The organism is Lacrimispora brassicae (assembly GCF_054772055.1).
On sequence record NZ_BRYH01000009.1, the window covers coordinates 264,829 to 291,064 of the forward strand.

Annotated in this window: 25 protein-coding genes, 1 tRNA gene and 1 riboswitch; of the genes, 21 read left to right on the forward strand and 5 right to left on the reverse strand. The window is 42.9% G+C overall.

Annotated features, from left to right (window positions below; genetic code table 11):
• Positions 1 to 17 precede the first annotated feature (17 nt).
• On the reverse strand, positions 18 to 812 hold the full coding sequence (locus tag ACYVD3_RS07000; protein ID WP_460641795.1) for a MerR family transcriptional regulator: 795 nt from the start codon (positions 810 to 812) through the stop codon (positions 18 to 20).
• A 323-nt stretch (positions 813 to 1,135) separates the two neighbouring features.
• On the opposite strand from ACYVD3_RS07000, the gene ACYVD3_RS07005 reads away from it, so the two are divergent.
• Positions 1,136 to 2,425, forward strand: coding sequence for an FAD-dependent oxidoreductase (locus tag ACYVD3_RS07005; protein ID WP_460641796.1), 1,290 nt, complete (start codon positions 1,136 to 1,138; stop codon positions 2,423 to 2,425).
• A gap of 55 nt (positions 2,426 to 2,480) precedes the next feature.
• Here the strand turns inward: ACYVD3_RS07005 and asnB are convergent, their stop codons facing one another.
• Together asnB and ACYVD3_RS07015 are read right to left on the reverse strand one after the other, a co-directional pair.
• Complete coding sequence (gene asnB, locus ACYVD3_RS07010; RefSeq protein ID WP_460641797.1) at positions 2,481 to 4,331, reverse strand: asparagine synthase (glutamine-hydrolyzing); 1,851 nt, start codon at positions 4,329 to 4,331, stop codon at positions 2,481 to 2,483.
• A gap of 27 nt (positions 4,332 to 4,358) precedes the next feature.
• Positions 4,359 to 5,729, reverse strand: coding sequence for a citrate transporter (locus ACYVD3_RS07015; RefSeq protein WP_460641798.1), 1,371 nt, complete (start codon positions 5,727 to 5,729; stop codon positions 4,359 to 4,361).
• A gap of 131 nt (positions 5,730 to 5,860) precedes the next feature.
• Here ACYVD3_RS07015 and ACYVD3_RS07020 point away from each other — a divergent pair, with 131 nt between their 5' ends.
• Complete coding sequence (locus tag ACYVD3_RS07020) at positions 5,861 to 7,717, forward strand: ATP-dependent nuclease (RefSeq protein ID WP_460641799.1); 1,857 nt, start codon at positions 5,861 to 5,863, stop codon at positions 7,715 to 7,717.
• 2 nt (positions 7,718 to 7,719) lie between these two features.
• Here the strand turns inward: ACYVD3_RS07020 and ACYVD3_RS07025 are convergent, their stop codons facing one another.
• Positions 7,720 to 8,325, reverse strand: a complete 606-nt coding sequence (locus ACYVD3_RS07025) for a sugar O-acetyltransferase (RefSeq protein ID WP_460641800.1) — start codon at positions 8,323 to 8,325, stop codon at positions 7,720 to 7,722.
• A gap of 393 nt (positions 8,326 to 8,718) precedes the next feature.
• Here ACYVD3_RS07025 and xylB point away from each other — a divergent pair, with 393 nt between their 5' ends.
• From xylB to ACYVD3_RS07110, 17 genes are all read left to right on the forward strand, one after another.
• Entirely contained in the window at positions 8,719 to 10,242 is a 1,524-nt protein-coding gene (xylB, locus tag ACYVD3_RS07030) for a xylulokinase (protein ID WP_460641801.1), read from the forward strand.
• Positions 10,243 to 10,380: 138 nt separating this feature from the next.
• Complete coding sequence (locus tag ACYVD3_RS07035) at positions 10,381 to 11,004, forward strand: DUF4867 family protein (protein WP_460641802.1); 624 nt, start codon at positions 10,381 to 10,383, stop codon at positions 11,002 to 11,004.
• A 75-nt stretch (positions 11,005 to 11,079) separates the two neighbouring features.
• Positions 11,080 to 12,558: an L-fucose/L-arabinose isomerase family protein gene (locus tag ACYVD3_RS07040; RefSeq protein ID WP_460641803.1), complete on the forward strand. Its 1,479-nt coding sequence runs from the start codon at positions 11,080 to 11,082 to the stop codon at positions 12,556 to 12,558.
• A 578-nt stretch (positions 12,559 to 13,136) separates the two neighbouring features.
• Positions 13,137 to 13,427, forward strand: coding sequence for a helix-turn-helix domain-containing protein (locus ACYVD3_RS07045; RefSeq protein WP_460641804.1), 291 nt, complete (start codon positions 13,137 to 13,139; stop codon positions 13,425 to 13,427).
• 329 nt (positions 13,428 to 13,756) lie between these two features.
• Positions 13,757 to 14,491: a LytR/AlgR family response regulator transcription factor gene (locus ACYVD3_RS07050; protein ID WP_460641805.1), complete on the forward strand. Its 735-nt coding sequence runs from the start codon at positions 13,757 to 13,759 to the stop codon at positions 14,489 to 14,491.
• Positions 14,488 to 15,771 (forward strand): GHKL domain-containing protein, encoded by a 1,284-nt coding sequence (locus ACYVD3_RS07055; protein WP_460641806.1) that lies wholly within the window; start codon positions 14,488 to 14,490, stop codon positions 15,769 to 15,771. The genes ACYVD3_RS07050 and ACYVD3_RS07055 overlap by 4 nt, the downstream gene beginning before the upstream one ends.
• Before the next feature lie 47 nt (positions 15,772 to 15,818).
• A complete protein-coding gene (locus ACYVD3_RS07060) occupies positions 15,819 to 16,391 on the forward strand; it encodes an accessory gene regulator ArgB-like protein (RefSeq protein WP_460641807.1) in 573 nt (190 codons plus the stop codon).
• Positions 16,392 to 16,681: 290 nt separating this feature from the next.
• Positions 16,682 to 17,236 carry a hypothetical protein gene (locus tag ACYVD3_RS07065; protein WP_460641808.1) on the forward strand — a complete coding sequence of 185 codons (555 nt, stop codon included), beginning with the start codon at positions 16,682 to 16,684 and terminating at the stop codon, positions 17,234 to 17,236.
• 185 nt (positions 17,237 to 17,421) lie between these two features.
• A complete protein-coding gene (locus ACYVD3_RS07070) occupies positions 17,422 to 17,763 on the forward strand; it encodes a hypothetical protein (RefSeq protein WP_460641809.1) in 342 nt (113 codons plus the stop codon).
• Between the two features lie 116 nt (positions 17,764 to 17,879).
• A complete protein-coding gene (locus ACYVD3_RS07075; protein WP_460641810.1) occupies positions 17,880 to 18,431 on the forward strand; it encodes a hypothetical protein in 552 nt (183 codons plus the stop codon).
• Positions 18,432 to 18,982: 551 nt separating this feature from the next.
• A complete protein-coding gene (locus ACYVD3_RS07080) occupies positions 18,983 to 19,099 on the forward strand; it encodes a cyclic lactone autoinducer peptide (protein ID WP_460641953.1) in 117 nt (38 codons plus the stop codon).
• An 84-nt stretch (positions 19,100 to 19,183) separates the two neighbouring features.
• Positions 19,184 to 20,161, forward strand: a complete 978-nt coding sequence (locus ACYVD3_RS07085) for a GTPase (RefSeq protein ID WP_460641811.1) — start codon at positions 19,184 to 19,186, stop codon at positions 20,159 to 20,161.
• Between the two features lie 42 nt (positions 20,162 to 20,203).
• Positions 20,204 to 20,692, forward strand: coding sequence for a hypothetical protein (locus ACYVD3_RS07090; protein ID WP_460641812.1), 489 nt, complete (start codon positions 20,204 to 20,206; stop codon positions 20,690 to 20,692).
• Positions 20,689 to 21,222: a permease gene (locus ACYVD3_RS07095; protein WP_460641813.1), complete on the forward strand. Its 534-nt coding sequence runs from the start codon at positions 20,689 to 20,691 to the stop codon at positions 21,220 to 21,222. The genes ACYVD3_RS07090 and ACYVD3_RS07095 overlap by 4 nt, the downstream gene beginning before the upstream one ends.
• Before the next feature lie 17 nt (positions 21,223 to 21,239).
• The gene (locus ACYVD3_RS07100; RefSeq protein ID WP_460641814.1) at positions 21,240 to 21,473 is read left to right on the forward strand and encodes a M56 family metallopeptidase; all 234 of its coding nucleotides are present in this window, start codon (positions 21,240 to 21,242) and stop codon (positions 21,471 to 21,473) included.
• A gap of 170 nt (positions 21,474 to 21,643) precedes the next feature.
• Positions 21,644 to 22,417 (forward strand): transposase, encoded by a 774-nt coding sequence (locus ACYVD3_RS07105; protein ID WP_460641815.1) that lies wholly within the window; start codon positions 21,644 to 21,646, stop codon positions 22,415 to 22,417.
• Entirely contained in the window at positions 22,408 to 23,196 is a 789-nt protein-coding gene (locus tag ACYVD3_RS07110; protein ID WP_460641816.1) for a transposase, read from the forward strand. The genes ACYVD3_RS07105 and ACYVD3_RS07110 overlap by 10 nt, the downstream gene beginning before the upstream one ends.
• A gap of 168 nt (positions 23,197 to 23,364) precedes the next feature.
• Here the strand turns inward: ACYVD3_RS07110 and ACYVD3_RS07115 are convergent, their stop codons facing one another.
• A complete protein-coding gene (locus tag ACYVD3_RS07115) occupies positions 23,365 to 24,042 on the reverse strand; it encodes an ECF transporter S component (protein WP_460641817.1) in 678 nt (225 codons plus the stop codon).
• 83 nt (positions 24,043 to 24,125) lie between these two features.
• Positions 24,126 to 24,242: riboswitch (FMN riboswitch) on the reverse strand.
• A 94-nt stretch (positions 24,243 to 24,336) separates the two neighbouring features.
• Here ACYVD3_RS07115 and ACYVD3_RS07120 point away from each other — a divergent pair.
• Both ACYVD3_RS07120 and ACYVD3_RS07125 read left to right on the forward strand, forming a co-directional pair.
• Positions 24,337 to 24,409 (forward strand) — tRNA-Ala (locus tag ACYVD3_RS07120).
• A 436-nt stretch (positions 24,410 to 24,845) separates the two neighbouring features.
• Positions 24,846 to 25,739, forward strand: coding sequence for a hypothetical protein (locus tag ACYVD3_RS07125; RefSeq protein WP_460641818.1), 894 nt, complete (start codon positions 24,846 to 24,848; stop codon positions 25,737 to 25,739).
• Positions 25,740 to 26,236: the final 497 nt, after the last annotated feature.

The following is a 26,236-nucleotide window of genomic DNA, read 5'->3' on the forward strand; positions in this document are numbered from 1 at the left end:
AGGCAGTGAAGCTTTCTTTATGCATGAAGCGGCAGATACACTTCTATGTAATTGATGGGTGTATCTGCTTTTATTTCCTGGTGTTCCTTTGCAATATCCTTGAAGGCACAGCTTAATAAGTGGCCGCTGTAGGCAATGCCCATAGGAGAGTATCCTTTTTGCCTTGCCCAGTCTGCTGTGTCTAAAACGGCTTGTGACTTTAAAACAAGGCTGTCTGAGGCCACCACGGTATATACGCAGCGTTCCTGCTTTAGTAAGGGGTAGCCGTTTAATGCCTGATTCATTTTCATGATGGAGGCAGTGTCTTCTTCGATCATGAAGAATTCGTTTACCTGGTCCGCACAATGGTCCTGGATCCGGTATTCCTGGAAGGTATAACATAAATCCGAGATGCCTGTCTGATTAATGAAACGGTTGTCCGGCATCTGGTAATAGGGGGGCATGGGACGTAAGTCATAGCGGTTTAAATATTTTTCCACGTTTTTATAGTGCTTCTGTAAATGGGTCAGATGGATGAGGGACTGCCTGTGCTTTTCTACCTGATGTTTTTCCTCTGCAATTTTTTCCTGAATCATGGAACAGTAGGAAGGAAAGGAGCTTTTATACAGGATCCGGCCAATATCCTCGATGCTGAAGTTAAGTCTTCGGTAAAACATGATGCTTGAAAGCTTTTTAATATCCTCATATGTATAGGTTCGGTAGCCGTTTTTTTGCTTTTCCGGTTGTATGATTCCCTTTTTTTCATAAAAGCGAAGGGTATCCCGGCTTAAGCCTAAGCGGTTGGAAACTTCTCCAATGGTGTATTTTTTCATTATGATTCCTCTTTCAGTCCGCAGTGCAGGGAGTAAAACCGTAGGTTTTACTCCCTCACGGGCATTCGCCATGTGAAACAGAGTGTGGCAGAATTTTCTTACGTGCGGGCACGACGAAAATTCTGTCACACTCTGTTTCGCACTGCTCATTGCTTTCGTGGATATTTTACCATAAAAACACCGGTCTTCTGCTTTAAGGTTTTCTTTCTAAGCTTACGAATTATTAACGGAAAGGAGCTTGAAATCGTAAAAAACTATGTTATGATAGTATCAGAAATGAAGCTTGTACTTACAGAAAAGACGTGAGAAGGGGGTATTTTTACATGGAAAAAGGCAAGAAAAGAATGGTCAAATGCCTGGTGTGCGGCGCTGTATTTGAGGAAGGAAATGAAGTCTGTCCGGTATGCGGAGTGGGTTCGGAAAATTTTGTTCCTTATGAGGAGGAAGAAAGAAACTACCATAAAGATACAGAAGAACTATACCTTATACTGGGCAACGGTGCGGCAGGAGTCAGTGCAGCGGAGACCATCCGGGAGAGAAATTCCACCTGTTCCATTGTCATGGTGACAAAAGAAGATTGTCTGCCTTATTCAAGGCCCATGCTGACCAAATCCGTAATGGGCAAGGAGGACAGGGAAGAGCTGCTTCTTCATGATCCCGCATGGTATGAAGAAAGGCGCATCCTGAATCTTACGGGAAAACGGGCGGAAAAGATCGATACCAGGGAAAAGGAGGTCACCTTTGACGACGGGATCCGGCTGAAGTATGACAAATGCATCTATGCTCTGGGATCGGAATGCTTCATACCTCCCATACCGGGAAATGAAAAACAGGAGGTAGTTGGCATACGGCGCCTTTCCGATATTGAGAAGATCAATTCCCTTCTTTCCACATCAAAACAGGCCGTGGTCATCGGCGGCGGAGTGCTGGGGCTTGAGGCAGCCTGGGAGCTTAAAAGAGCAGGCCTTTCTGTGATGGTATTGGAGCAGGGGAACCAGCTTATGAAGCGTCAGCTTGATGAAGAAGCCGGTGAGTTTTTAAAAACCATTATTCTGGAAAAGGGGGTTGATGTGAAATTTCAGGCAGCAACCCAGGAGATAGAAGGCAGAGACAAGGTAACAGGCGTCCGCCTGGAGGATGGCACGGTCCTGCCGGCAGATCTGGTGGTCATATCCGCTGGAGTAAGGGCCAATGTATCCCTGGCAGAAGATGCCGGGGCAAAATCCGGACGGGCAGTCATGGTAAATGAACACATGGAGACAACCGTACCCAGCATTTATGCATGCGGAGATTGTGCGGAATATGAAGGAATCAATTACGCCATCTGGCCTCAGGCCGTGGAGATGGGAAAGGCAGCAGGAGCCAATGCTGCCGGAGAGAGGATTTCCTATAAAACCGTCACAGCCGCCCTCACCTTCAATGGTATGGATACCTCCCTGTTTGCAGTGGGAGACCCAGGAAAAGATCCTGGAAAAACCTATGAGATACGCAGGGAAAAGGATGAGAATAAGAAGATTTATAAGACTTATTATTATGAAGCCGGCAGGCTGGTGGGCGCCATACTCATCGGCGACACATCGGATATGGGAAGAATCCTGGAAGAGATTGAATAAAAGGTCAGGAAAGAGGTGCAAAGGTCATTTGTGGGACTTTTGCACCTCTTTGACTTTATTCTACGGAGATATGGTATTTTTCCAGCCAATAGTTGATCTGAAGGATATAAGCAAGCATCTGGGGGCCTGCCATAAGCTGGCCGTACCAGGGCTTTCCGTAATCCGAAGGGCTGGTTAAAAGTCTTTCCAGCTTCTTCCTATCCAGAAATTCCATGGCAGGAGCAAAATTGCCGTCCATCATTTCCCTTACCCGTTGGATTAAAAGCGCCTCGTAATTGGTATCATAGGTTTTGGGATAGGGGGATTTCCTGCGAAACAGGATCTCATCAGGCAGAAGTCCCCTTCCGGACTGACGGAGAAGATTTTTAACCACCCCGTCCCTTGTTTTCATATCCCAGGGAACATTCCATACGTATTCAATGATCCGGTGGTCTGCAAAGGGGACCCTGGCTTCAAGGCCGGAATACATGCTGGCACGGTCCATGCGGTTTAACAGGGTCTGCATAAACCAGCGGAGGTTCAGATAGGAAATCTCTCTTCTTCTTGCCTCTGTGGGATTATCCTGAGGAAAGACAGGCGTTTCCGCCACAGATCTTTCATAGGTTTCCATCACATATTCATCCATTTTCAGATAGTCCAGGAAGTCATCCTTTAAGACTGCCTTGCGGGTCCCCAAATCCATGGTCCAGGGGAAGGTCTGTGCCTTAAAGCATTCTTCCTTATGAAACCAGGGATATCCTCCGAATATTTCATCGGCGCACTCTCCGGTCAGAGCCACCTTATTATACCCTTTGACCATGGAACAGAAGTGGAGCAGGGAAGAGTCAATGTCCCCCATGGCCGGTAAGTCGTGGGCGAGAACGGAGTCATAAAGCCGGTCAGCCTGGGTCACGTTGTCGCACACCAGGTAATGATGGTCGGAATCCAGAAATTTCACCATCTGATCCACAAAGGGGCGGTCAAGGGAGGGCTGAAAGGTGCTGGCCTTAAAAAATTTGTCGTTGTTAACAAAATCAAAGGAAAAGGTGGTAAGCCTTTTGCCCTGCTTCTTAAGCTCTGATGCACAAACCGCCGAAACCAGGCTGGAATCCAATCCCCCTGACAAAAAGGTGCAGATGGGAACGTCGGAAACCATCTGGCGGCGGATGGAATCCTGGACCAGAAAGGAAGTCTTTTCAACGGTTTCTTCATAGCTGTCCTCGTGGGGTCTGCTTTCCAGCTTCCAGTAGCATTTCAGGCGGAAGCCGTCCCTGGAACAGAGAAGCATGTGCCCCGGGAGTATTTCCTTAATATCCTTAAAAACCCCACATCCGCAGGTGTGGGCCGGTCCCAGGGAGAAAATCTCGTTTAAGCCTTTCCGGTCTAACACAGGCTGGATGCCTTGATACGCAAAAATTCCTTTCAGTTCCGAAGAAAAGATGATCTCTCCGTCACGGATGGTGTAAAAGAGAGGCTTTACGCCGGAACGGTCCCGGCAGAGGCATAAGCGTTCCCGGAATGGATCCATGATGGCAAAGGCAAAAATGCCGTTTAGCTGCTTCGCAAAATCAGGTCCGTATTCCATATATCCGGTTAAAATCACTTCTGTGTCAGAGGTGGTGGAAAAGGAATGGCCCCGCTTCTCCAAGTCCTGGCGAAGCTCTTTTGTATTGTAAATTTCTCCGTTGTATACAATTCCAAAGGTTTTGCCTGCCTCCGTTTTTTTTATGGGCTGGCGGCCGGTGGTTAAGTCAATAATGGATAAACGGGCATGAGACATGCCCCCCTGCTTAAAGAGCCAGATTCCTGAGTCGTCAGGTCCCCGGTGTCTCTGAGTTTTTGACATTTCTTCCAGGATATTCTCGTAATAGGACTTATCTTTCAGGTAATCGCGATCCGGATTGTAAAAACCAGCAATTCCGCACATGGAAATCCCTCCTTAAAGCTGGATCATCTATAACAGAAAACAGGCGGCAATAAAAGTAGCGAGAAAACCGATCATGACCGGAGGAAGATTTTTTCTGGCAAGTTCCAGAGGATTTACGCTGCAAATGGCTGCAACGGGTATGAGTCCCCAGGGAACGATGGTTCCTCCGCCGACGAAAACCGCGGCAATCTGTCCAAGGGTAGCCAGAACAGGGACCGAGGCCCCCACTGCCGTGCCAAAGGTGTGTGCCAGAGCTCCGGTGAGAGGAAGACCGGAAAAGCCCGAGCCGTCAAGGCCCGTTAAGCCTCCGATCACCAGTTGGAAAAATGCGGCCATATATTTGTTAAGAGGCACGTTATGAGCCAGCCAGATGGCCCAGTCATTCATAATTCCTCTCTGGAACTGTTCTCCCATAATGGATGAGATCCCCTCTCCTCCTAAAAAGAAAAATGCCCCGATGATGATAACGGGAGCAAAGATCCGTATGGCAAAGAGAAAGCCTTCGGTAACGTAGGAAGTCACTTTTTCCAGAGAATGCTTTCCAAAGCCTAAAAATGCCCCAATGCACATGACCAAGACGGCTGTGCCGGAAACCATGCTGGTGGCGTCTCCTCCCTTTAAGTCAAAAGCCAGCATAAGAAGGATGTCGGCCAGGAAAAACAGAGGGGTCAAAATAGCCATTGTGATGGCGGCTGCTCCGGTATCATGGCGTTCTTCCGTATTCTGGATATGGACTTCCTGGCAGCAGGCAGCGATCTCGTTCCTGTTTAACAGATATGCGGAAACAACGGTAACAATACCCATTACCAGAAACAAAGGCCGTCCTTTAGTCAGAATGTCAGAGGCCGAGATGGAGGCCGCTGTTGCGGAAATGGCCGGAGCGCCCTGGATGACAAAGTCGTAGCTTAAAGCGATCCCATGGCCGAATAAGTTCATGGCCATGGCGGCTGCCAGAGGATCCAGACCGGTCCTGACAGCAAAGGGCAGCATAATGGCCCCAACCAAAGCCACGGATGGGGAGGGCCAGAGAAAGAGGGAAAATACCAGCATGGTGCCCCCCAGGATCCACCAGGTAAGAGAGGGGGATTTCATGACCTTTGACATGGGGATCATCATCAGATAATCGCTTCCTAAGTCTTTTAAGCATTTGGACAGGGCAGTGACAAGGGCGATGGTGGCAATGATTTCCATAAACTCCCTGGAAGCATACAGGATGGCGTTGAATACGGTCATGATGCCTCCGGTCAGGGATCCAAGGCCCACAAGGCCAAGGATGAAGAGAAAAAGGATACATACCAGGGGCGTATCCTTTCGGAGAACCATAACGGCCAGGATCACAATGACGCCGATGAGATAAATATAGTGCAGAGGTGTAAGCACCAGATAAGGATCAAACATAGGAACCACTCCTGTGAAAATAATATAATCTATACTATGACACAAAGGAAGGGACAGTGTGATTTTTTTTCAGGCAGAACTTGAAATTTTCCTGTCCGCCTTTTATACTGGGTTTTATAAAGGAGAGGCTTATGCAGATAACATCGGTACATATTAAGAATTTTAAATCCATACGGGAGATGGAAATCCAAGGTGTGGAAAATGCCCTGATACTGGTAGGGAAAAACAATACGGGAAAAACAGGGATCTTAGATGCCATCCGGGCAGCAGCGGGAGCCTATGAGGTTACGGAAGAGGATTTTAATGAGAAAAAGCAGAATATAGAGATAGCCATGACCCTGGCCATCACGCCGGAGGACTTAGCCTCCTTTCACAGGGGCGGGGTGGTGAGCCAGTACAAGCGGTTTGATGCATGGCTCCATGATTTTGAAACAAAGCTGCCTTCTTACCGTAATGGGAGCCTGACCTTCACCTATCAGATAAACTGGAACGGGGTGGTCCGGTTTAAAGATGGATACCGGAAGAACAACCGGTATATCAGGGATATTTTCCCCAGGCTTTATTACATTGATTCGGAACGGGATTTAGACCAGTTTCAGAATGATCTGCTGCTTTTCCAGGAGGATGAACAGTTGGTAAAGCTAAGGACCCATGTCTGCATGTTTGACGGTGCCAGGGAATGCAACCAGTGCTTTAAATGCATCGGGCTGATCAACCAGAAGAAGCCGGAAGAGCTGCAGATCTATGAGACCGCAAAGCTTCTGGAATATAAGATGTATCAGTTGAACTTAAATGATTTTGCCAAAAAGGTCAATGAAAACTACAGAAAAAATGGAGGATACGAGGAGATCCGGTTTTCCTTAAACTGCAATCCCTGTGAGATGTTCAAAGTTACGGCAGAGACCTATCATGTGGAACGGGGGAAGCTTAATCCCATAAACAACTTAAGCAATGGCATGAAAAGCCTTTACATGCTGTCACTTTTGGAGACATACACGGATGATGAAAAACGGATCCCCAGCGTTGTTATCGTAGAGGATCCTGAGATTTTCCTCCACCCCCAGCTTCAGAAAATATCCAGTGAGATCCTTTACCGGTTATCCAAGAAGAATCAGGTGGTATTTACCACCCATTCCCCTGGCATGCTCTTTAACTTCACCAGCCGCCAGATCCGTCAGGTGGTTCTGGACCGGGGCGGTTATTCCGTTGTCAGGGACAGAACCGATATTGATGCCATTTTGGATGATTTAGGCTATGGCGCCAACGATTTTTTAGGAGTCAGCTTTGTGTTCATTGTAGAGGGCAAACAGGATAAGAGCCGTCTGCCCCTTTTGCTGGAAAAATATTATTCGGAGATCTATGATAAAGAAGGAAACTTATCCCGGATCTCCATCATCACCACCAATAGCTGTACCAATATAAAGACCTATGCCAATTTAAAGTACATGAATCAGGTCTACTTAAGGGACCAGTTCCTGATGATCCGGGATGGGGATGGAAAAAATCCGGAGGAACTGGCAGGCCAGCTCTGCCGGTACTATGACGATCGCGGCACAGAGGACATTGATAAGCTTCCAAAGGTTACCAGAAGAAATGTGCTTATTTTAAAATACTATTCCTTTGAGAATTACTTCCTCAATCCCAAAGTCATGGCAGACCTTGGCGTGGTGGAAAATGAAGAATCATTCTACCAAACCCTGTTTGATAAATGGCAGGAATATCTTAACCGCCTAAAGAGCGGAAAGCAGTTGGTGGAGGTGATAGGCAAGGATTTGGAGTCAGCGGAAGAATTAAAGGCCCATATGGAGGAATTCAAGATTTATATGAGGGGCCATAACCTGTACGATATTTTTTACGGGCCATATAAAAAGCAGGAAGGGGAGCTGTTAAAGCAATACATTGATCTGGCTCCCCGGGAAGATTTTATAGATATTTTAGATGCCATTGACCGGTTTGTTTACTTTGAAAGCAGAAAAGCAGAGACGTGAGACTATTGGTCTAAATCGATTTCCCAGTCCTTAAAATAGTACTTCATATCCCGTTCACCGATCTCTCTTATGACCCTGCAGGGGCTTCCATAGGCTACCACATTGGCGGGGATATCCTTTGTTACCACGCTTCCGGCTCCGATTACGCTGTTTTCCCCGATGCGGACCCCTGGAAGGATGATGGCTCCGGCTCCGACCCACACGTTGTCTTCGATGGTAACGGGTACGTTAAACTGGATCTGTTTTTTGCGGATATCGGGGCGGATGGGATGGGCGGCCGTGTCCACCACAACGTTAGGGCCGAACATGACGTTGTTTCCGATGCAGATATCGGCGTCATCCACAAGGGTTAAGTTAAAGTTTGCATAAACGTCATTTCCCATGTGAACGTGCTTTCCCCAGTTGGCGTGGAGAGGGGGCTCTATGTAGCAGTTTTTTCCGATTTCTGCAAAGAGCTTTTTTAAGGTATCCTGCCGTTTTTGGCCTTCTGACGGGCGGGTCTGGTTGAAGTCATAAAGAATCTCCAGACAGGCGGTCTGCTCTGCGACCAGGCTGTCATCAACACAGTCGTAAAGCTTTCCGCTTCTCATTTTTTCTCTTAAATCCATGAAAACCTCCTCAATAAATGGGGCTGTCTGGCAGACAGCCTCTTATTTTCCTTTTATTATACCTTGTTCATCTTTAAATGTCTATGAAATCAGATGGCAGGGAGTGGGGAGTGGGGTGTCTGATTTCTGTGTCTCTTTGTCATAAGTCCGCAGTGCAGCTCGCAAAACCTGCGGTTTTACTCGCTCACGGGCATTCACCCTATGAAGCGGGCCAGGGGAAGATTTTCTTATGTGCAAGTGCAACGAAAATCTTCTCCTGGCCTGTTTCGCACTGCTCATTGCTTGCGGAACTTAAAGTGCAAGAAAGTGCTATTACTTGGACAAATAAACGCACGCTTTTTTCAGGCATGTATATTATAATCAGAATAAGAGATCTTTGGAGGAGGTATCAGAATGAATTATCTGATTGGAATTGACGTGGGGACATCGGCGACTAAGACTGTCCTGTTTGATGAAAGGGGCTGTGCGGTTGCTTCCGCATCCAGGGAATATTCCCTTTACCAGCCCCGGAACGGTTGGGCGGAGCAGAGGCCGGAAGACTGGAGGGAGGCGGTTCTTGATACTCTTTCCCAGGTGGTGGCAGAGTCCGGGGTTTTAAAGGAGGATGTGAAAGGGATCGGGATCTCAGGCCAGATGCATGGACTTGTGATGCTTGATGAAAAGAATGAGGTGATCCGTCCTTCTATCATCTGGTGCGACCAGAGGACCGCAGCAGAAGTGGAAGACATGCTTAAGGTTATGCCAAAGGAACGGTGGATCCAGATCACCGCCAATCCGCCCCTTACCGGCTGGACGGCGGCCAAGATTTTATGGGTGAGGAAAAATGAGCCTGAGAATTACGGAAGATGCAGGCACATCCTCCTTCCTAAGGATTATATCCGATACGTATTGACGGGAGTTTACGCAACCGAGGTTTCCGATGCCAGCGGAATGCAGCTTTTGGATGTGCCGGGAAGGTGCTGGTCCGAAGAAGTCTTAAATAAGCTGGATATTGACCAGAAGCTTTTAGGAAAAGTGTATGAGTCCTGCGAGGTGACGGGAACGCTTCTTCCTGAGATCGCAGAGAGAACCGGGCTTTCCATGGAAACAAAGGTCGTGGGAGGGGCCGGAGACAATGCGGCCGCCGCTGTGGGGACCGGAGTAGTAAGGGATGGAACAGCCTTTACAACCATAGGAACATCGGGAGTGGTATTTGCTCACAGCAGCCAGGTTACCATTGACCCCAAAGGAAGAGTCCATACCTGCTGCTGTGCGGTTCCGGGAGCATGGCATGTTATGGGGGTGACCCAGGGAGCAGGACTGTCCCTAAAATGGTTTAAGGACAATTTCTGCCAGGATTATGTAGAGGAAGCAAAATTACAGGAGGTTGATGTTTACGATCTCATTAACCGGGATGTAAGCCAGATAGAGGCAGGAAGCGATAAGCTTATTTACCTTCCCTATTTAATGGGGGAAAGGACCCCTCATCTGGATCCGGACTGCCGGGGAGTTTTTTTTGGGCTTTCCGCCATACATACAAGAAAGCACATGCTGCGGGCCGTAATGGAAGGCGTATCCTATTCTCTCAGCGACTGCAATGATATTCTTAAGGAAATGGGGATTCATGTGGGGGAGATGATGGCATGCGGCGGAGGCGGTAAGAGCCGGGTATGGCGCCAGATGCTTGCGGATATGTATGACTGTCATGTAAAAACCGTTGCCCAGACAGAAGGACCGGCCCTGGGAGCCGCCATTCTGGCGGGAGTGGGATGCGGGATTTTTGAAAGCGTGGAAGCAGCCTGTGATGCTCTGATCTCTGAGGATAAGGCTACGGGGCCTGAGGAGAGCCAGGCCTGCCTCTATAAAAAATACCATCACTTATACAAGCAGCTTTATGAGGATCTAAAGGACAGCTATAAAAAGCTTGCAGCTTTATAAATCATGGAAATGAGTCAGACAGGAGGAGAGAAGTATGCATTTTTTTATTGATACGGCAAATGTGGAAGAAATCAGAATAGCCAATGAAATGGGGATCATCTGGCTGTATTCGGAGAATAAGAAAAGAGAGGGAAAGCTATGGGATTATTAATTAAACCGGTGACAGATCCTGCCTTTCACGTTTACGGGAAAGTGGTTACAGGATATGATGTAGAAGAACTGCTGGAAAAAATGAAGGAGACACCCCTTCCCGATGAGGTGATTTATGTTCCTTCCGTAAAGGAATTGGAGGAACTGGCGGTTTCTAAGGAAATAGAAAAGAAGCTGTACGGCCAGCTTCCCATTCAGGTAGGCTACTGCAACGGACATAATAAGAAAATGAACGCAGTGGAATATCATAGAAATTCAGAAATCAATGTGGCCGTGACAAATCTGGTCCTGATTTTGGGACGGCAGCAGGATATTACTCCGGATTATACATACGATTCAGGAAACATGGAGGCATTCCTGGTTCCGGCAGGGACCGTGATCGAGGTTTATGCCACGACCCTTCATTATGCGCCCTGCCATGTGGAGGAGGGCTTCCGCTGTGTGGTGATCCTGCCAAAGGATACCAATACGGATTTAGAGCCTGCCGGGAAAGAGGTGAATGAAGAGGACAGACTGCTGTTTGCCAAAAACAAATGGCTCATTGGACATAAAGAGGGCGGACTGCCGGACCATGCCTACATCGGTATATCAGGAGAAAACTTATCTATCTGACAAGTATTTAACAATAAATCAGCAGGCATATCATTTAAAAAGGGATGCCTGAAGAATAACAGGAGGAGTTATAAAATGAATAATATCCCGGAATTAAAGGTAGGAATCGTAGCGGTAAGCAGGGACTGTTTTCCGGAATCTTTATCCGTAAACAGAAGAAAAGCCCTGGTGGAGGCATACAGTGCAAAGTATGATGCCGGAAATATCTACGAAAGTCCTGTCTGTATCGTGGAAAGCGAGATCCATATGGTCCAGGCATTGGAGGATGTAAAGAAAGCCGGCTGCAATGCCCTGGTAGTATATCTTGGCAACTTTGGGCCGGAGATTTCAGAAACCCTTCTTGCAAAGCATTTTGACGGACCGGTCATGTTCATCGCTGCGGCAGAGGAAAGCGGGGACAGCTTGACCCAGGGCCGTGGAGATGCTTACTGCGGAATGTTAAATGCAAGCTATAATTTAAAGCTTAGAAATGTCAAAGCGTACATACCGGAATATCCGGTGGGAACGGCTGAGGAATGTGCCGACATGATTGAAGAATTCCTTCCCATTGCCAGGACCCTGGTAGGACTTCCCCAGTTAAAAATCATAAGCTTTGGCCCCCGCCCCTTAAACTTCCTGGCGTGCAATGCCCCTATTAAACAGCTTTATAACCTGGGTGTGGAGATCGAAGAAAACTCTGAGCTGGATTTATTTGAAGCCTATAATAAACATGCAGATGATCCAAGGATCCCGGATGTAGTAAAGGATATGGAAAAGGAACTGGGAGAAGGGAACCAAAAGCCGGAGATCCTTCCAAAGCTTGCCCAGTATGAACTCACCCTTCTGGATTGGGTGGAGGCTCACAAGGGATACCGGAAATATGTTGCCATTGCAGGAAAATGCTGGCCGGCATTCCAGACCCAGTTCGGCTTTGTTCCTTGCTACGTGAACAGCCGTCTTACAGGAATGGGAATCCCGGTTTCCTGTGAAGTGGACATTTACGGAGCTCTCAGCGAGTTCATCGGAACCTGCATCAGTATGGATGCCGTGACCCTGCTTGACATTAACAATACGGTTCCAGCCGATATGTATGACGGGGATATTAAGGGCAAACATGACTATACCCACCAGGATACCTTTATGGGCTTCCACTGCGGAAATACATGCTCCAGAAAGCTTTCCGCCTGCTCTATGAAGTATCAGATGATCATGGCAAGAGCCCTTCCTGAGGAAGTGACCCAGGGAACCCTTGAGGGAGATATCGCACCCGGTGATATTACGTTTTTCCGCCTCCAGAGCACTGCGGACAATTTGCTCCGGGCATACGTGGCCCAGGGAGAAGTGCTTCCCGTAGCCACCCGTTCCTTTGGCTCCATTGGTGTGTTTGCCATTCCGGAAATGGGAAGGTTTTACCGCCATGTGCTCATTGAGAAGAATTTCCCTCACCACGGAGCCGTTGCTTTCGGACATTATGGAAAGGCCATATTTGAGGTGTTTAAGTACCTTGGGGTAGAAGAAATCGGATTTAACCAGCCAAAGGGAATGCTTTATAAGACAGAAAATCCATTTGGTTAAAAGCACACCGGATTTTTTATCAGGCAATGGTGTTAAAAGAAATAACAGAAAAGAAATAACAAAAAAATAACTATAAGGGGCTGTTGCAAAAGCAGATAAGTAATCTGCCGGAGTAACAGCTCCGTTTTTATGTCTAAAAACAGAAAAGCAGATTCCGAAGAACCTGCCATCCGTATGTCTATGTGGACGGCATCTACCTTCGCCGCAACTGGGGTGGAGAATATGAGAATGTGGCTATCCTCGTAGCTGCCCTTATCAATTAGGTCAGCTATTTAGTAAGTAGACATGATTTCGTATTTTTAACAGCGGGGGAGACTGGTCAAGTACCTTTCGGGTTTAAGGATCGACGTCTCTTGGACCGTTTCTGTGGCTATGTTTTATCAGGTCTATTTATGATTCTGACTTGATTCAGTATGTGTTCTTTGATGTACTCATCAACGGTCTGTCCCTCTACAATAACGCAATTAAAACAAGTGGCTTGTCGCAGATAGCAAGCCAAAATTCTATTGTAATTTTTTGAAAGATGATGTAGTATTAACTTACGACCAATTGGACGTAAAGGGAAGGACGATTTGAAAATGGGAGAAAAAAAGCAAAGCGGTGAATCGGAAAAACCGATGTTTTCTATCCTTAAAACACAACGGGAAAGTTTAAATTTAACCCAGCAGCAGGTAGCGGATATAGCTTCCATAAATATTCGCTTATATCAACGCCTTGAGTCCGGGGAACGATGTTTGAGCAGAACGTCATTTCGTATCGGTGTGGCTGTAGCTGATGCACTGGAATTGGACGTACATATGTTGGTACATACTCCGTCTGTGGAAGAGTACCTAAAAAACAAACAGCAATTTAAATCCATTCGTGGTTAAAATAAAGTATAGGCTATGAGATTCTTGAAGGCTTATTATTGCTATTTTGGAGCGGCAGTAATTGCGATATTGGTCTATGGTTCGACCCAAAAGGATATGATTTGGGTCGGCACGACATTTAATCAGGTTTTTCTATAACGATTGGTTTATATATACATGTGAGTAAAGCAAATCCCATAACCTATTTTATAGAAGCTTAGAAGTAATCTGTCGTAGATAGCAAGCTGGTGTCGTGAATAGCACGTTATATTTATTTGTAATTTATTCTGTAGGTCGTATAATTAACATGGACAGTGGTGTGATTACACCTACAGGTGGGGGGTGTAAGTATGAAAATTGTCATTTGTGAAGATGAGCAATATTGGACTGAGACATTAAAAGCATCAATTGCGAAATGGGCTGCTACACGAAAAGTTTCTTTTCATTGTGATAGCTTTACATTGCCTCAGGAATTGATCAACCATCTTACGGAAAATTTGGATACAGATGTTCTGTTTTTGGATATTTCGCTCGGAGAGCAAGTGGTAGATGGTATGACTTTGGCTAAGCACCTGCGTAAGATGGGCAATACCATACCAATAATTTTTGTTACTGTTGATTCCCTACGGGCCGCTGATGGATATTTAGTGGAGGCAATGGGCTTCTTATCGAAACCCATTGATGAGGGTAGGTTGTCACTATTTCTGGATAGGATTATTAAACGTCAGAAGAATCAAAGAATTATCAAGATAGTGGCTGAAAACCGGTTAAACAATATATATCAAAAAGATATAGTGTATGCAGAAATAATTGATCACACCGTTATTTATCATACGATGAAAGGCAGTTTGACCCTCAGAGGAACACTCGGTGAAGTATTGGCATTATTAGGTGATGAATATTTTGTGCAAATTCATAGGTCGTATGTTATTGCTCTGGATAAGATAGACAACATAAAAACAACATATCCCTATTCTGTCAGTCTCCATGAAAATAATGGATTGGTTGATCTGCCGGTAAGCCGAAAATATATAAATAAATTATTGGAAGTATTTTCAGATGATGTATTGGAGAAGATGATATGAATATTTCGCTATTTATTGTAGAGCGGTTTGCTGAAATTTCCACTATTGCCCTACATATTTATTTTTTATATCGTACACTGGATGCAAAAGTAGGAAGAAAAAAACAGATAATAGCAGGAGCCATTTTTATAGGAATCAGAATGGCTTACTATATTTTGGGTTTCCCTTATCGTCGGTACTTCTCAGTAGCCGCTGGAATAATTTATGCCAGTTTTGTGTTTAAAGGCAAATTCAGGTCATATGGGATTTGGACAATTATTCCGGTTGTATTAGATGGAATTGTTGAAACGGCTATCATAAGCCTTTACCTCTTATTACCCAATACATTTTCTGAACAAGTGGATTCCTTTGGTTTGGTTCGTATAGCAATGATATTTACAGCCAGAATCACTTTATTTATAGTTTATTATTTTATAACACGAAGGGTTGATAAGAGCCATACGATGAATTGGCGTGACTGCTTTCCGTTACTCATCGTTTCTACGGGTTGTTGGGTTTTGCTTGAACTCATTTTCCAGTTTAACAAAGCATTAATAAGTACGTCACCTTTATTGGCATCAGGGAATATTATTTTGCTCCTGGTGATGGCAAGTGTTATTTCGTTATACAATTGGCTCACGGTAAACGGAAAAGAATTAGCGCAATCCAAATTGCAGCTTCGTACAGCTGAAATGACACAAGATCATATCAGCCAGATCCAAGATATATACTTAAAGCTATCTGCAGTCCGTCATGATCTCAACGGCCATTTTTCCGCCATATCAGGATATCTTAATGCAAAGGACTATAATGCATTGGAGCAATATATAGGAAACCTAACTGGATTTGATATCGGAACACAGGAATATGCCAAACATCCTGTGTTAAACGCACTCATTAATTCAAAGGCAAAAATAGCCCAGAATCTCAATATGAATTTTACAGCCCACATTGAGATGCCTGATAATCTTCCGATTTCAGACGTTGAGCTTTGTATTTTGGTAAGCAATGTTTTGGATAACGCCTTTGAAGCCAACAAAAAGGCTGTTGAACCACACTTTATCGATTTGTGTACTCGTGTAGTAAATTCATATTGGGTAATTGCCTGTCGTAACGCAACTTATAAGAAGGGCCGGTTCAGAGCTGCTGGATCTTTAAAATCGACTAAGGAAGACACTGGGATTCATGGTATTGGAACAAAGCAAATTCAGAATATAGCCGAAGAAAGTGGCGGATTTGTGACCTATCGGCACGAAAATTATGAGTTCACGACGCTTGTAATGATTAAGCTATCTAAATAAAGAACTTGGGTGTTTTTCGAAAAATATTTATATAAGGGGTGCCGGGTTTGATAGAAAAAATGACAAAAATAAGTACAGATTACTTAATCCGTAATCGTGTTATAGATGAGGAAGATAGAGATATTTATGAGTATGGCTTTCATTCGTTGTACAACAACATTATTGACATTGCTTCTATACTAATTATTTCCGTTTGGCTTCAACAGGTGGTGCAAACCATACTGTACCATATCTCTTTTGTTGCTCTTAGAAATACTGCTGGGGGATTCCACGCGCAAACGCATTTTCGTTGTTTTATTATGTCAACATCAATATGGTTACTTTCTTTATGGGGGATTTCGCATATTGCATCTACGGAAGTGTGTATTGCGCTTGCAGGATTGTCAGTTTTTTTTGTATGGTTAAAAGCTCCGATAGAACATAAAAATAATCCTTTAAGCACGAAGAAACAAAAGCGCATGAAAATATTTAGCCGAATTATAGTAATAATTTTTTTTGTAATAATTTTATCAACATCTGTTTTGTTGCCCGATAAGTATAATTGGATAACTGCATCACTGGCATATGGCATGGTTACACATATGCTGCTAATCTTGGTAACATTTATTACAAAAGGATAAACAAGAAATTGTTCATATATGGAGACATAGAAGTTTACAGAATATATCGGGTATACTCCTATGTCTATTTTTTTTATCCCCATCATGCTATTTACGATACCAGCTTGCTATTCACGACAAACCTATTGCAATAAATCAAATTTAGTTGATAAATATAGTTATCACTTATCAGAGGCATATTCTGGTAAAATAATTTATGAGGTGAATGCTATGAAACAGAAAATGGCTAAAGTTATCTCATCTTTGTCCATGTTAGGAACAGTACAAAATATTGAAAGGGGATTTAAATTATGTTAAATTTCAAGGGCACGAAGCAATTGAGCAAATCTATATTGGCGACTCTGTTAGTAATGGTTTTTACTTTCGTCATGGCAACTGCGGCTTTTGCAAGCGAGGCACCCGACAATGCAAATGGGAATATCATTTCCCATAGCGAAACATGGGTCACTCCGTACAAGCACGTCGAGGTTACGGTATATGATTTGGGCGATGGGTTTACTTCTACGGAAACAATAACTGATGAATATGGGGCCGGCCTACAAAGGGCATCTGGAACAAAAACTCAGAAATCGACAGTGGAGATAAAAAATGGTTCCGCTGTTGCTGCCACAATCACAGTATCCGGAACATTCTCCTATAATGGCAGTTCAGCAAAAGTTACAAACTATAGTCACTCCAAATCTGTTAAGTCTGGCTATACTGAGGATTCTTGGAGTACAAACAAGCGCGACTCGAGTGCTTTGTATGGTGATGCGATTGTGAACGCATCGCTTATCGTCAAAAACAACAGTAGCGGAAAAACTTACGTTGGCAACGCACAAGTGACCTGCGGCAAGAATGGTTGAGGCTGGATTTTAATTCGACTGATATCATACCAAAAGCACAAAACACCTGTTGACCTACATATAAAGTTAGTAGGAGTTTTGTTGTCCATTGACTATGGGACATTTTGTCCTCTTATGGATATATCCCTATATAGCGAGGCCAACTTGTTTTAACAGGCCACCAGTATAACATGGAGGGAAGGTTTATGCTACGTCTCAAAAACATGAAGTCATCAATTAAAATTTTGTTGGGTGTTTTGCTGGTGACGATTTTTCTCTTTGGCATAGGGACGGCGGTTTATGAGAGTGATATTATCGTTGGTCGAAACGCAAATATTATTTCTCATGATGAGGAGTGGCTCACGCCGTTTGAATCTATTGCAACTACAGTTTACGATTTAGGTGATGGATTTACCTCTACAGTAACGACAACGACAGTTACAAAAATTAACAGTGTAAAGCATACAGATGAAGGGCTGTTTTCGGCAGAACAATGGAATGAAATTCTTAGCGGAATAGCGAGCGGTAGTATTGTTTGGGAAGATTAGGGTTTCCTCATTCCAAATTAGTTTTATCATTCAACCAAGTTTGAGCATGGTAAATTTGCCAAGAGAGATTTCGTTACGTTAGGAACAATACAAAATATTGAAAGGGGATTAAAATTATGTTAAATTTCAAGGGCACGAAGCAATTGAGCAAATCCATATTGGCGATTCTGTTAGTAATGGTTTTTACTTTCGTCATGGCAACTGCAGCTTTTGCAAGCGAGGCACTCGACAATGCAAATGGGAATATCATTTCCCATAGCGAAACATGGGTCACTCCGTACAAGCACGTCGAGGTTACGGTATATGATTTGGGCGATGGGTTTACTTCTACGGAAATAATAACTGATGAATATGGGACGGGCCTACAAAGGGCATCTGGAACAAAAACTCAGAAATCGACAGTGGAGATAAAAAATGGCTCCGCTGTTGCTGCCACAATCACAGTATCCGGAACATTCTCCTATGATGGCAGTTCAGCAAAAGTTACAGACTATAGTCACTCCAAATCTGTTAAGTCTGGCTATACTGAGACCTCTTGGAGTACAAACAAGGGCGGCTCAGGTTTATTGTCGGATGCGTATGTGGGCGCATCGCTTACTATTAAACAAACAAGCACCTCAAAAACATATTCTGGCTCTGCGAAGGTGACTTGTGGTAAAAATGGTTGATCTGGCCTATATTATACTCTGAACAACAAAATGCCCGTTTGCTTATCATTAAGCGAGCGGGTGTTTTGCTGTTCATCGGCTTCGGGACATTTTGTCCTCTTGCTGACGAGCATTACCGTCACAGCCCCTATTGACTTCGGGTCAAGTTCGAGGCGTTGATATATACCCATAGTTCCTCTTCTTGCGTCATGATAAAGATATGATGCCTGCTGCTGTGCGTGCTCAAGCGAATAAAGCTGGTTTTTAAACGTGTTTGGAAATTATGTAAAAAAACCGTCTTGATAGGAGTTTAATCCTATAAGGCAGTTTTTTCTTGTTGTAAAGCCATTTTCACTATATACCGTTATCTCTGTACCTGAATAGGTGATCACTTTAATGTATTCGCCAAACATTATCTATTCATGACACTCGCTTGCTATTTACGACACCAACTTGCTATTCACGACAAACCAATTGCAATAAATCAAATTTAGTTGATAATATATAGTTATCACTTATTAGAGGAATATTCTGGTAAAATAATTTACGAGGTGAATACTATGAAACAGAAAATGGCTAAGGTTATCTCATCAGCGGTTTTGTCAATTGCTAAGAAGTCATCTAGCACTGTTTGTGATTGGAGGCTATATCAGCCCAAAGTCCCGCAGAAACTCCGCAACGAAAAATAGGCATCTTTTATGGCCTCCAAATAAAGGGCATGTTTGGTTGATTAATCACTCAAACATGCCCTGATTTGTAAAGGAGATGTATTTATGAATACAACACCAATGGGATTTAGACTCCATATTGCCATATTCGGAAAGCGCAACGTTGGAAAGTCAACTCTTATAAATGCGATTACCAATCAACCTATTGCCATTGTTTCTGATGTGGCAGGAACTACTACCGACCCTGTTTTCAAAACAATGGAATTACTTCCTATTGGCCCGATTGTTATGATTGACACAGCAGGCCTTGATGATGTTGGCAACCTTGGTGCATTGCGAAAACAAAAAACCTATGAGGTCATGGATAAAACCAATTTTGCTATAATTGTAATAAGTGCCGTTGACGGTCTTTCGGAATTTGAAGTTGATTTGGCAAAGGACCTGCACAAGAGAAAAATTCCGTCCATCGGAGTTATAAATAAGAGCGATCTAAGCAACCTATCCAATGAAACAGTGGAACAATTTCGGAATATACTGGATATGCCAATCGCAAAAGTCAGTTCTAAAAGCCGTGAAGACATTGAGGAATTAAAAGAGTTCATTATGCAGGCTACTACAGCTGTATTCGGAAGCACAATTGTCACAGGCTCTGCTGTTAATATGATTTTGATAATTTCGGTGATGATAGCGGGGCTATCGTCTGGCTTGACTGTGGCGGTTATTTCCCCTATATTTGCAAAGTTTCTGGGGATAGGGCCTCTTTGGTTGCTTATTCCCTTTATTGTGGCAGGTAATATAGTCCTTGTTCTGATTTGGCACTTTCTTGGCAACCGCCGCTTTGGAAAGTCAGTTACTGTCTACATTCTTACTCTTACTGTTGCGGCAGTTAGTAAATTCTTGATGCTGTACATCGGTATAGTCGCAATTGCAATTCCTCATTTGATGAATTTGCCGGAAAAACAAGCAACAACAATATCTGGCATGTTTTCAATTCCGCAATTGCTTACGGCCTTGATTGGCGGAGTAATTGCAACTATTATAATTCCTTTACTAAAAAATGCCGTTAAATCAAGACAGTTATAGGAACTGGTGTAAGCGGATTGAAAGGAGAAATGGTTTAGCTAAATGGATTCTTTATTCACATACATACTTTATGGTATAACTGTATTTTTGCTAGTAGTATCATTTATAAAAAACAGGCGCAAAACTTTAACTGCATTGAAAAGAGCATGGAAAATGTTTCTTTCCATGCTCCCTCAGTTTCTAGCTATACTGTTTCTTGTTGGGACTTTGCTCGCGGCTATCAAGCCTGAAACTATACAAAAAATTATAGGTGCAGAATCAGGCATATTGGGGATGCTTTTGTCAGCCGTTACTGGAGCAATAGCCCTTATTCCTGTTCTGATCGCCTTTCCCGTTGCTTCACAATTGTTGCAAAACGGTGCGGGTATAATGCAGATAGCTGTTTTTATCTGCACATTGACTACGGTTGGAATTATTACAATACCACTCGAAAGTAAATATCTCGGGAAAAAGATTGCAATACTTCGCAATCTGCTTTTTTTCGTCTTTGCATTCGCCGTAGCTTTTATTATCGGGTTGGTGATGAGATGAAGAAAATTATTAAGCAATATTGGTTTTTGCTTGTTGTTTTAACAACGAATATTCTAGCCCTGCTTTTCTATCCCGCAATAGGAATAAATTCGTTGCTTTTCACTTGCAAGAACTTTTTGAACTTTCTTTTTATGCTGACTCCAGTCTTTGTCTGTATTGGTCTTTTAGACGTGTGGGTAGAACGTGAAGGCATGATCCGCATAATGGGAGAGAAGTCAGGTATTAAAGGTATCCTTGTGGCCTTTGGATTGGGAATAGTAACTGCTGTGCCCTTGTATGCGTTACTGCCTGTCGCCGGTATGATGTTGAAGAAAGGTAGTAAGATAAGTAATGTATTGATATTTATATGTTCCTGCGCAAGCATCCGTATCCCACTCTTGCTTTTTGAAGTATCCTCGATGGGATGGCTGTTTACGCTTGTAAGGCTGGTTGCAAATATATTTGTCGTTCTGGCGATTGCTTCTATCATTGAAAAAACGCTAAATGATGAGGAGAAAAAATCCATCTACGAAAATGCCGATAAACTTTGACATATGAGACAATAAGAATGTATATTCAGCGGTGCGACTATCTGATAAAACTGTTTGCTTTCTTTATCCTTGCAATCCATTGGTTTAATCCTTGGGTAAGTTATTATTTTATGTCAAAGGATATAGAAATGTCTTGTGACGAAGCCGTTCTAAATAGTATTCTTGCCAATCCTCAACCTGCCAATCCGGATATGCTTTTTAGGTACAAGGGGAAAGGCCGACCGAAAAATCTTCCAATCGGCCTTTGTTGAAAAACTACAGCATTTCAGGATAGTTTTGTCCGTCATATACTACATCGACGATATACACGATTTGAGTTTCTTCATCTATAGTTGCTTAAAGTCCTTGTATATACCTCTTGTAGTTGTTCTCCCGGTTTTCCCGTTCAATCCGTTCAAGATCCTCATGGAGTCGGTGTTGCATGGCATCAAACTGTTCCAAGGTTTCCAGGAATTCTTCTGCACAGCTGTTGGCTGATCGTTCCAGCATCTCAGTCACCCGGTCTCTGTATAGCAGTCTTTATAAGGCATACTCCCAGGAAGGGAGAAATCCTGCAGTTGAACCCAAGCTGATGTTCAAGATTCTGGTATACGCCTACTCACAGGGGATCTATTCCAGCAGAAAAATAGAAAAAGCATGCACAAGGGATATCAACTTTCTCTGGCTTCTAGCTGGAACCAAAGCTCCAGACCATAGCACGATAGCCAGATTCCGCACCACATTCTTAAAAGAAATCTGTGAAGAACTGTTTGGACAACCGGCTCACCTTCTCTTAAAATCAGGAGAAGCCAGCGGAAAGAACCTATTCGTGGCTGGGACTAAGATTGAATCCAAAGCGAATAAGTACACCTTTGTCTGGAAAAAAGCAGTCGGAAAGCATGAGGCAAGGATGCAGGGACAGATAAAACAGCGAATACCAGAAATCAATCATGAGTATCTGGAATCCTTCTGCTTTCACAGCGAAACAGCTGCCAAAGATCTGGGAAAAATCGTGGAACAGCTGACAGAGAAGATTCAGGAACTGGGCGTTGTTCTGGTACATGGGCGTGGCCACCGCAAGAGTCAGATTCAGAAAGACAAAGAGTATTTAGAGTCCTGCCTGGAACGGCAAAACAGGTACGGTATCCACAAAAAAAAATCCATGGGCACAACAGTTATTCCAAGACAGATCCGGATGCGACTTTTATGCACATGAAAGGTGACCAAATGCGGAATGCGCAGTTGAAACCCGGATATAGCCTCCAGATTGGAGTTGACAGCGAATACATCATGGGAGTGGGGGTATTTTCCGACCGAGACGATACCAATACCCTGATTCCGTTCCTTCAGGAAACCGAATCAAACTTAAAGCACAGCTATCAAAGTATCACAGCAGATGCCGGATATGAAAATGAAGAGAATTATCTATGGCTAGAAAAAGAACAGAAGATTCCATACATCAAGCCCCAGACCTATGAGAAGTGGAAAAAACGCAGCTTCAAAAAAGAAATCGGGCACAGGGAAAACATGGCCTATATAGAAGAAGGGTATTGCTTTGTCTGCCATTATGGCAGAATTTTATGGAATGTTGGGAAGAAAAAGAAAATCAGCGCAACTGGTTATGAGTCAAAGCAGGACATTTATTGTTGTGAAGACTATAGCAGCTGCCCACATTTCGAAGGAAAATGTACCAATTCGCGAAGAGGAAAGCAGATGTATGTTTCAAAGGTACTGATAGAAAAAAGGAATGTATCACTAAAAAATATCTTAAGCAAAGAGGGGATCCGGTACCGGATGAACCGTTCGATCCAGGTAGAAGGAGCCTTTGGAGTATTAAAACAGGATTATGGATTCAGGAGATTTTTGACAAGCGGAAAAAACAATGTAAAAATCGAGTTTCTTTTACTGAGCATGGGGTCTAACATCAACAAACTGCACTCAAAAATCCAAAGGGAGAAGCTTCAGAGCCATCTGTATGAATTAAAAACAGCATAAAAAAGAGGATCATGAAACAGATCGGTTAAAGTACGCCAAAAATCCGGTCGGAGTGTCTAAAATGATGATTCAGCTGGATTTTAAGTTGAAAAAATGGGAGCGCCGCTCCTGACATGAAGTCAAAATGATTTCATGTCATTGTGCGACACTCCCTTGCTGTTTCGTTGATTATATGATTCCCTTCATAACCAGGACAGCTAAAATACAGGTTATTAAAATGACCGCTGCAGTAAGGGTGGTGCCAAGATTGAATCTCTGCTTTTGGGAAGCGTCTACAGAAGCCATTGAAGCGGGAATCATAAGATTGGATCTTCTTAAGGCGGTTACCAAAGGCTTATAGATGAGAAGGGTCAGGGCTGTATTGATTCCACCCTTTAAAAGGTTAAAGGGAACAAATGCCGGGAGAAGGAGTTTGACCACGGCTTCCCGGGGATAGCCCATGTAAATGGGAGTGATCAGGTAATTCCACAAAACCATGACAAGGGTCATGAGAAGGGTGCCTGCCACCATGCCAAAGAATGCTCCCCACAGGGAATGACGCTTCTTATAGAAATAAGCTGCCGGGCAGACAAATGCTACCGTTGAAAGGATGTTCATGATCAGTCCGATAATTCCGGTGCTGCTGATGGTAAACATCTCCACAAAGGACACGATAACAGAGATCAGTGCCGCAGACATTGGGCCGAATAGGAAGCCTCCGGTAAGGATGATAACATCCTTAGGCTCATATTCCAGGAATGGCAGTATGGGGATCAGAGGGATCCGGATCGCCACAACAGCTACAAAGGCCAGAGCGCAAAGCATGGCCATAAGGGTGAGTTTGTTTGTTTTCTTTGTCATATTCATAATTAAGTCCTCCTGAAAATAAGTAACACCTGAAAGTATGCCTTTCAGGTGTTAAAAATAGACAGGTGTATTATCACTATTTAACACATCTTCTTTCATCCAGACTATACTGTCGGTATTGGAATCAAACCAATTCTGCGCAGTTTGCGCTCGCGGACTTTACCGCCGGTCGGGAATTACACCCTGCCCTGAAGACTACTATATTCAAATGTTCTTGAATTATTATAACATTTTAAAAAATAAATGCAATATGTTGTTGCAATTTTTTTAATGCTTTGCTATAATAGCGGTCATGGGGGTATAGCTCAGCTGGGAGAGCGCTTGAATGGCATTCAAGAGGTCATGGGTTCGAATCCCACTATCTCCATTAAAATAGTAAGCCGCAGGCATGAATGCTTGCGGCTTAAATTATAACTTGTAAAGATGGGCGCTTGATAGAAATCAAGGACAAATAATGAAAGGTATATCTTCAACTACGAGGATGTCCCTTTTTATTTATGTTATAGTTTGATTTTCTCTTATTTGCTTATTATTTATGTTTATGTATGTTAATATGTTCATTCAAACAAGGCACGTTGAGACAGTTGTGTTGCTGGAGAAGAAAGCCCAGTAAATCAAAGGGTTTCGGGGATTTGAGGCGAATATGTAAGTGTGTTTTCGTGAGTGATTGGGGTGAAATATGTTTCCGGTTACCGTGGTGGGGTAAGAAAAATGAACGTTTTGGCAAAAGATATTTGATATAGGACAGTAAAAGTTAATAGATTAATGAATTAGCCATTATATTAACAGGAAGGGGGGGAATAGTGTCACAAAATCTATTTTTTCCAATATATCAACAATTGGAAAGGGAACTTGTAGAGTTGAGTTATTATATTACATTTAATCGAAGGCAGTTAAATGTATATTCTACGAAGATTGCTGATATGCTCTTAAGGACAGTATCTGAAATAGAAAATATATCTAAAGAGCTTTGCAAGAAAGAGAATATTAAATTTTACGATAATAAGAGGCATATTAGGAAAATTGTATATTTTAATGACTATTATACAAGATTAGAAGAAAAATACGGACTTAGTAATAAATTGGTGGATTTTACTCTGGATAACTGCACAACTAACATATTTGACATTAAACTATCACCATTTAAGAAAGACATTTCAATTAAAATCGGTGGTAAAGAAAGAAAATCCTGGGGCTGGTATAATGCCTATAATAAGATTAAACATGATCGCGTAAAAAATTTCAGTAAAGCAAATCTTGGTAACTTGATTTATAGTTTATCTGCTTTGTTTTTACTAAATATCTATTATATGGATAATGTTTTTATTGAAGTTGGTACATATAATCATGCAAAAATTATTGATCAGATAGAAGGGTTTTCAAAGGTCTTTAGGCTTGATTACACTTTGGATACAACTAATTCTGAGATATCAAAAAACGATTTTGAGAAATACTCATTTTTTAATCCTGTTAGTTATTTCGAGATTGGACGGCATTATGCAACCTACATTATTTATAAAGATATTTTATTTAAAACGCCATCTGATGAAGTAGCGGATAAAATGCAGCTATTAGATTCAAAGATGCTAGTATATGACAAGGATGGTCAAACATTGAAGAAAGTATATGATAATTATGATTTTGAAGATCATTATACAAAATGCAAACTTGTGGCCAAACTAAATAAGAATGATTGAACTCAGTTATGATAAAAGCTTTACTTTAGCTCTCTTTTATTGAATGATCACTACAGAAAGAATATCAAAAAGATATAATTTTCTTAAAAGACTGTGGAACAAAATCATGAAATTCTTGCGAGGCACAGAGGAAGGCATATTTTCAAATAAGAATAGTGAATAACATGCATATAGTACATGGGGGTAAATATAGCTACCCCTTCATATAGAAATGACAAGTAATATTGCTATGTTATATAAAACTTCCGTCTATGGGAACGTTGAAATCGTCTGTTTCCTCTCAAAGAAACCTTGATTTTATGCGGATTTGAGGCAGTTATTGTATAAAAATAGTTCTGTGTTGTTTGGAAATCTATAAACAGATATCAAAATCTACAGGGGGATGGGGTAACGCCAAAACGTATGATACAGGAGTTTTGCCAAAACATGTAGGGTTTCGCTAAAGTGTTTAATCACATTAGCGAAGCTGTTGTAGTCCAAAATAGATTCTGTTAAAA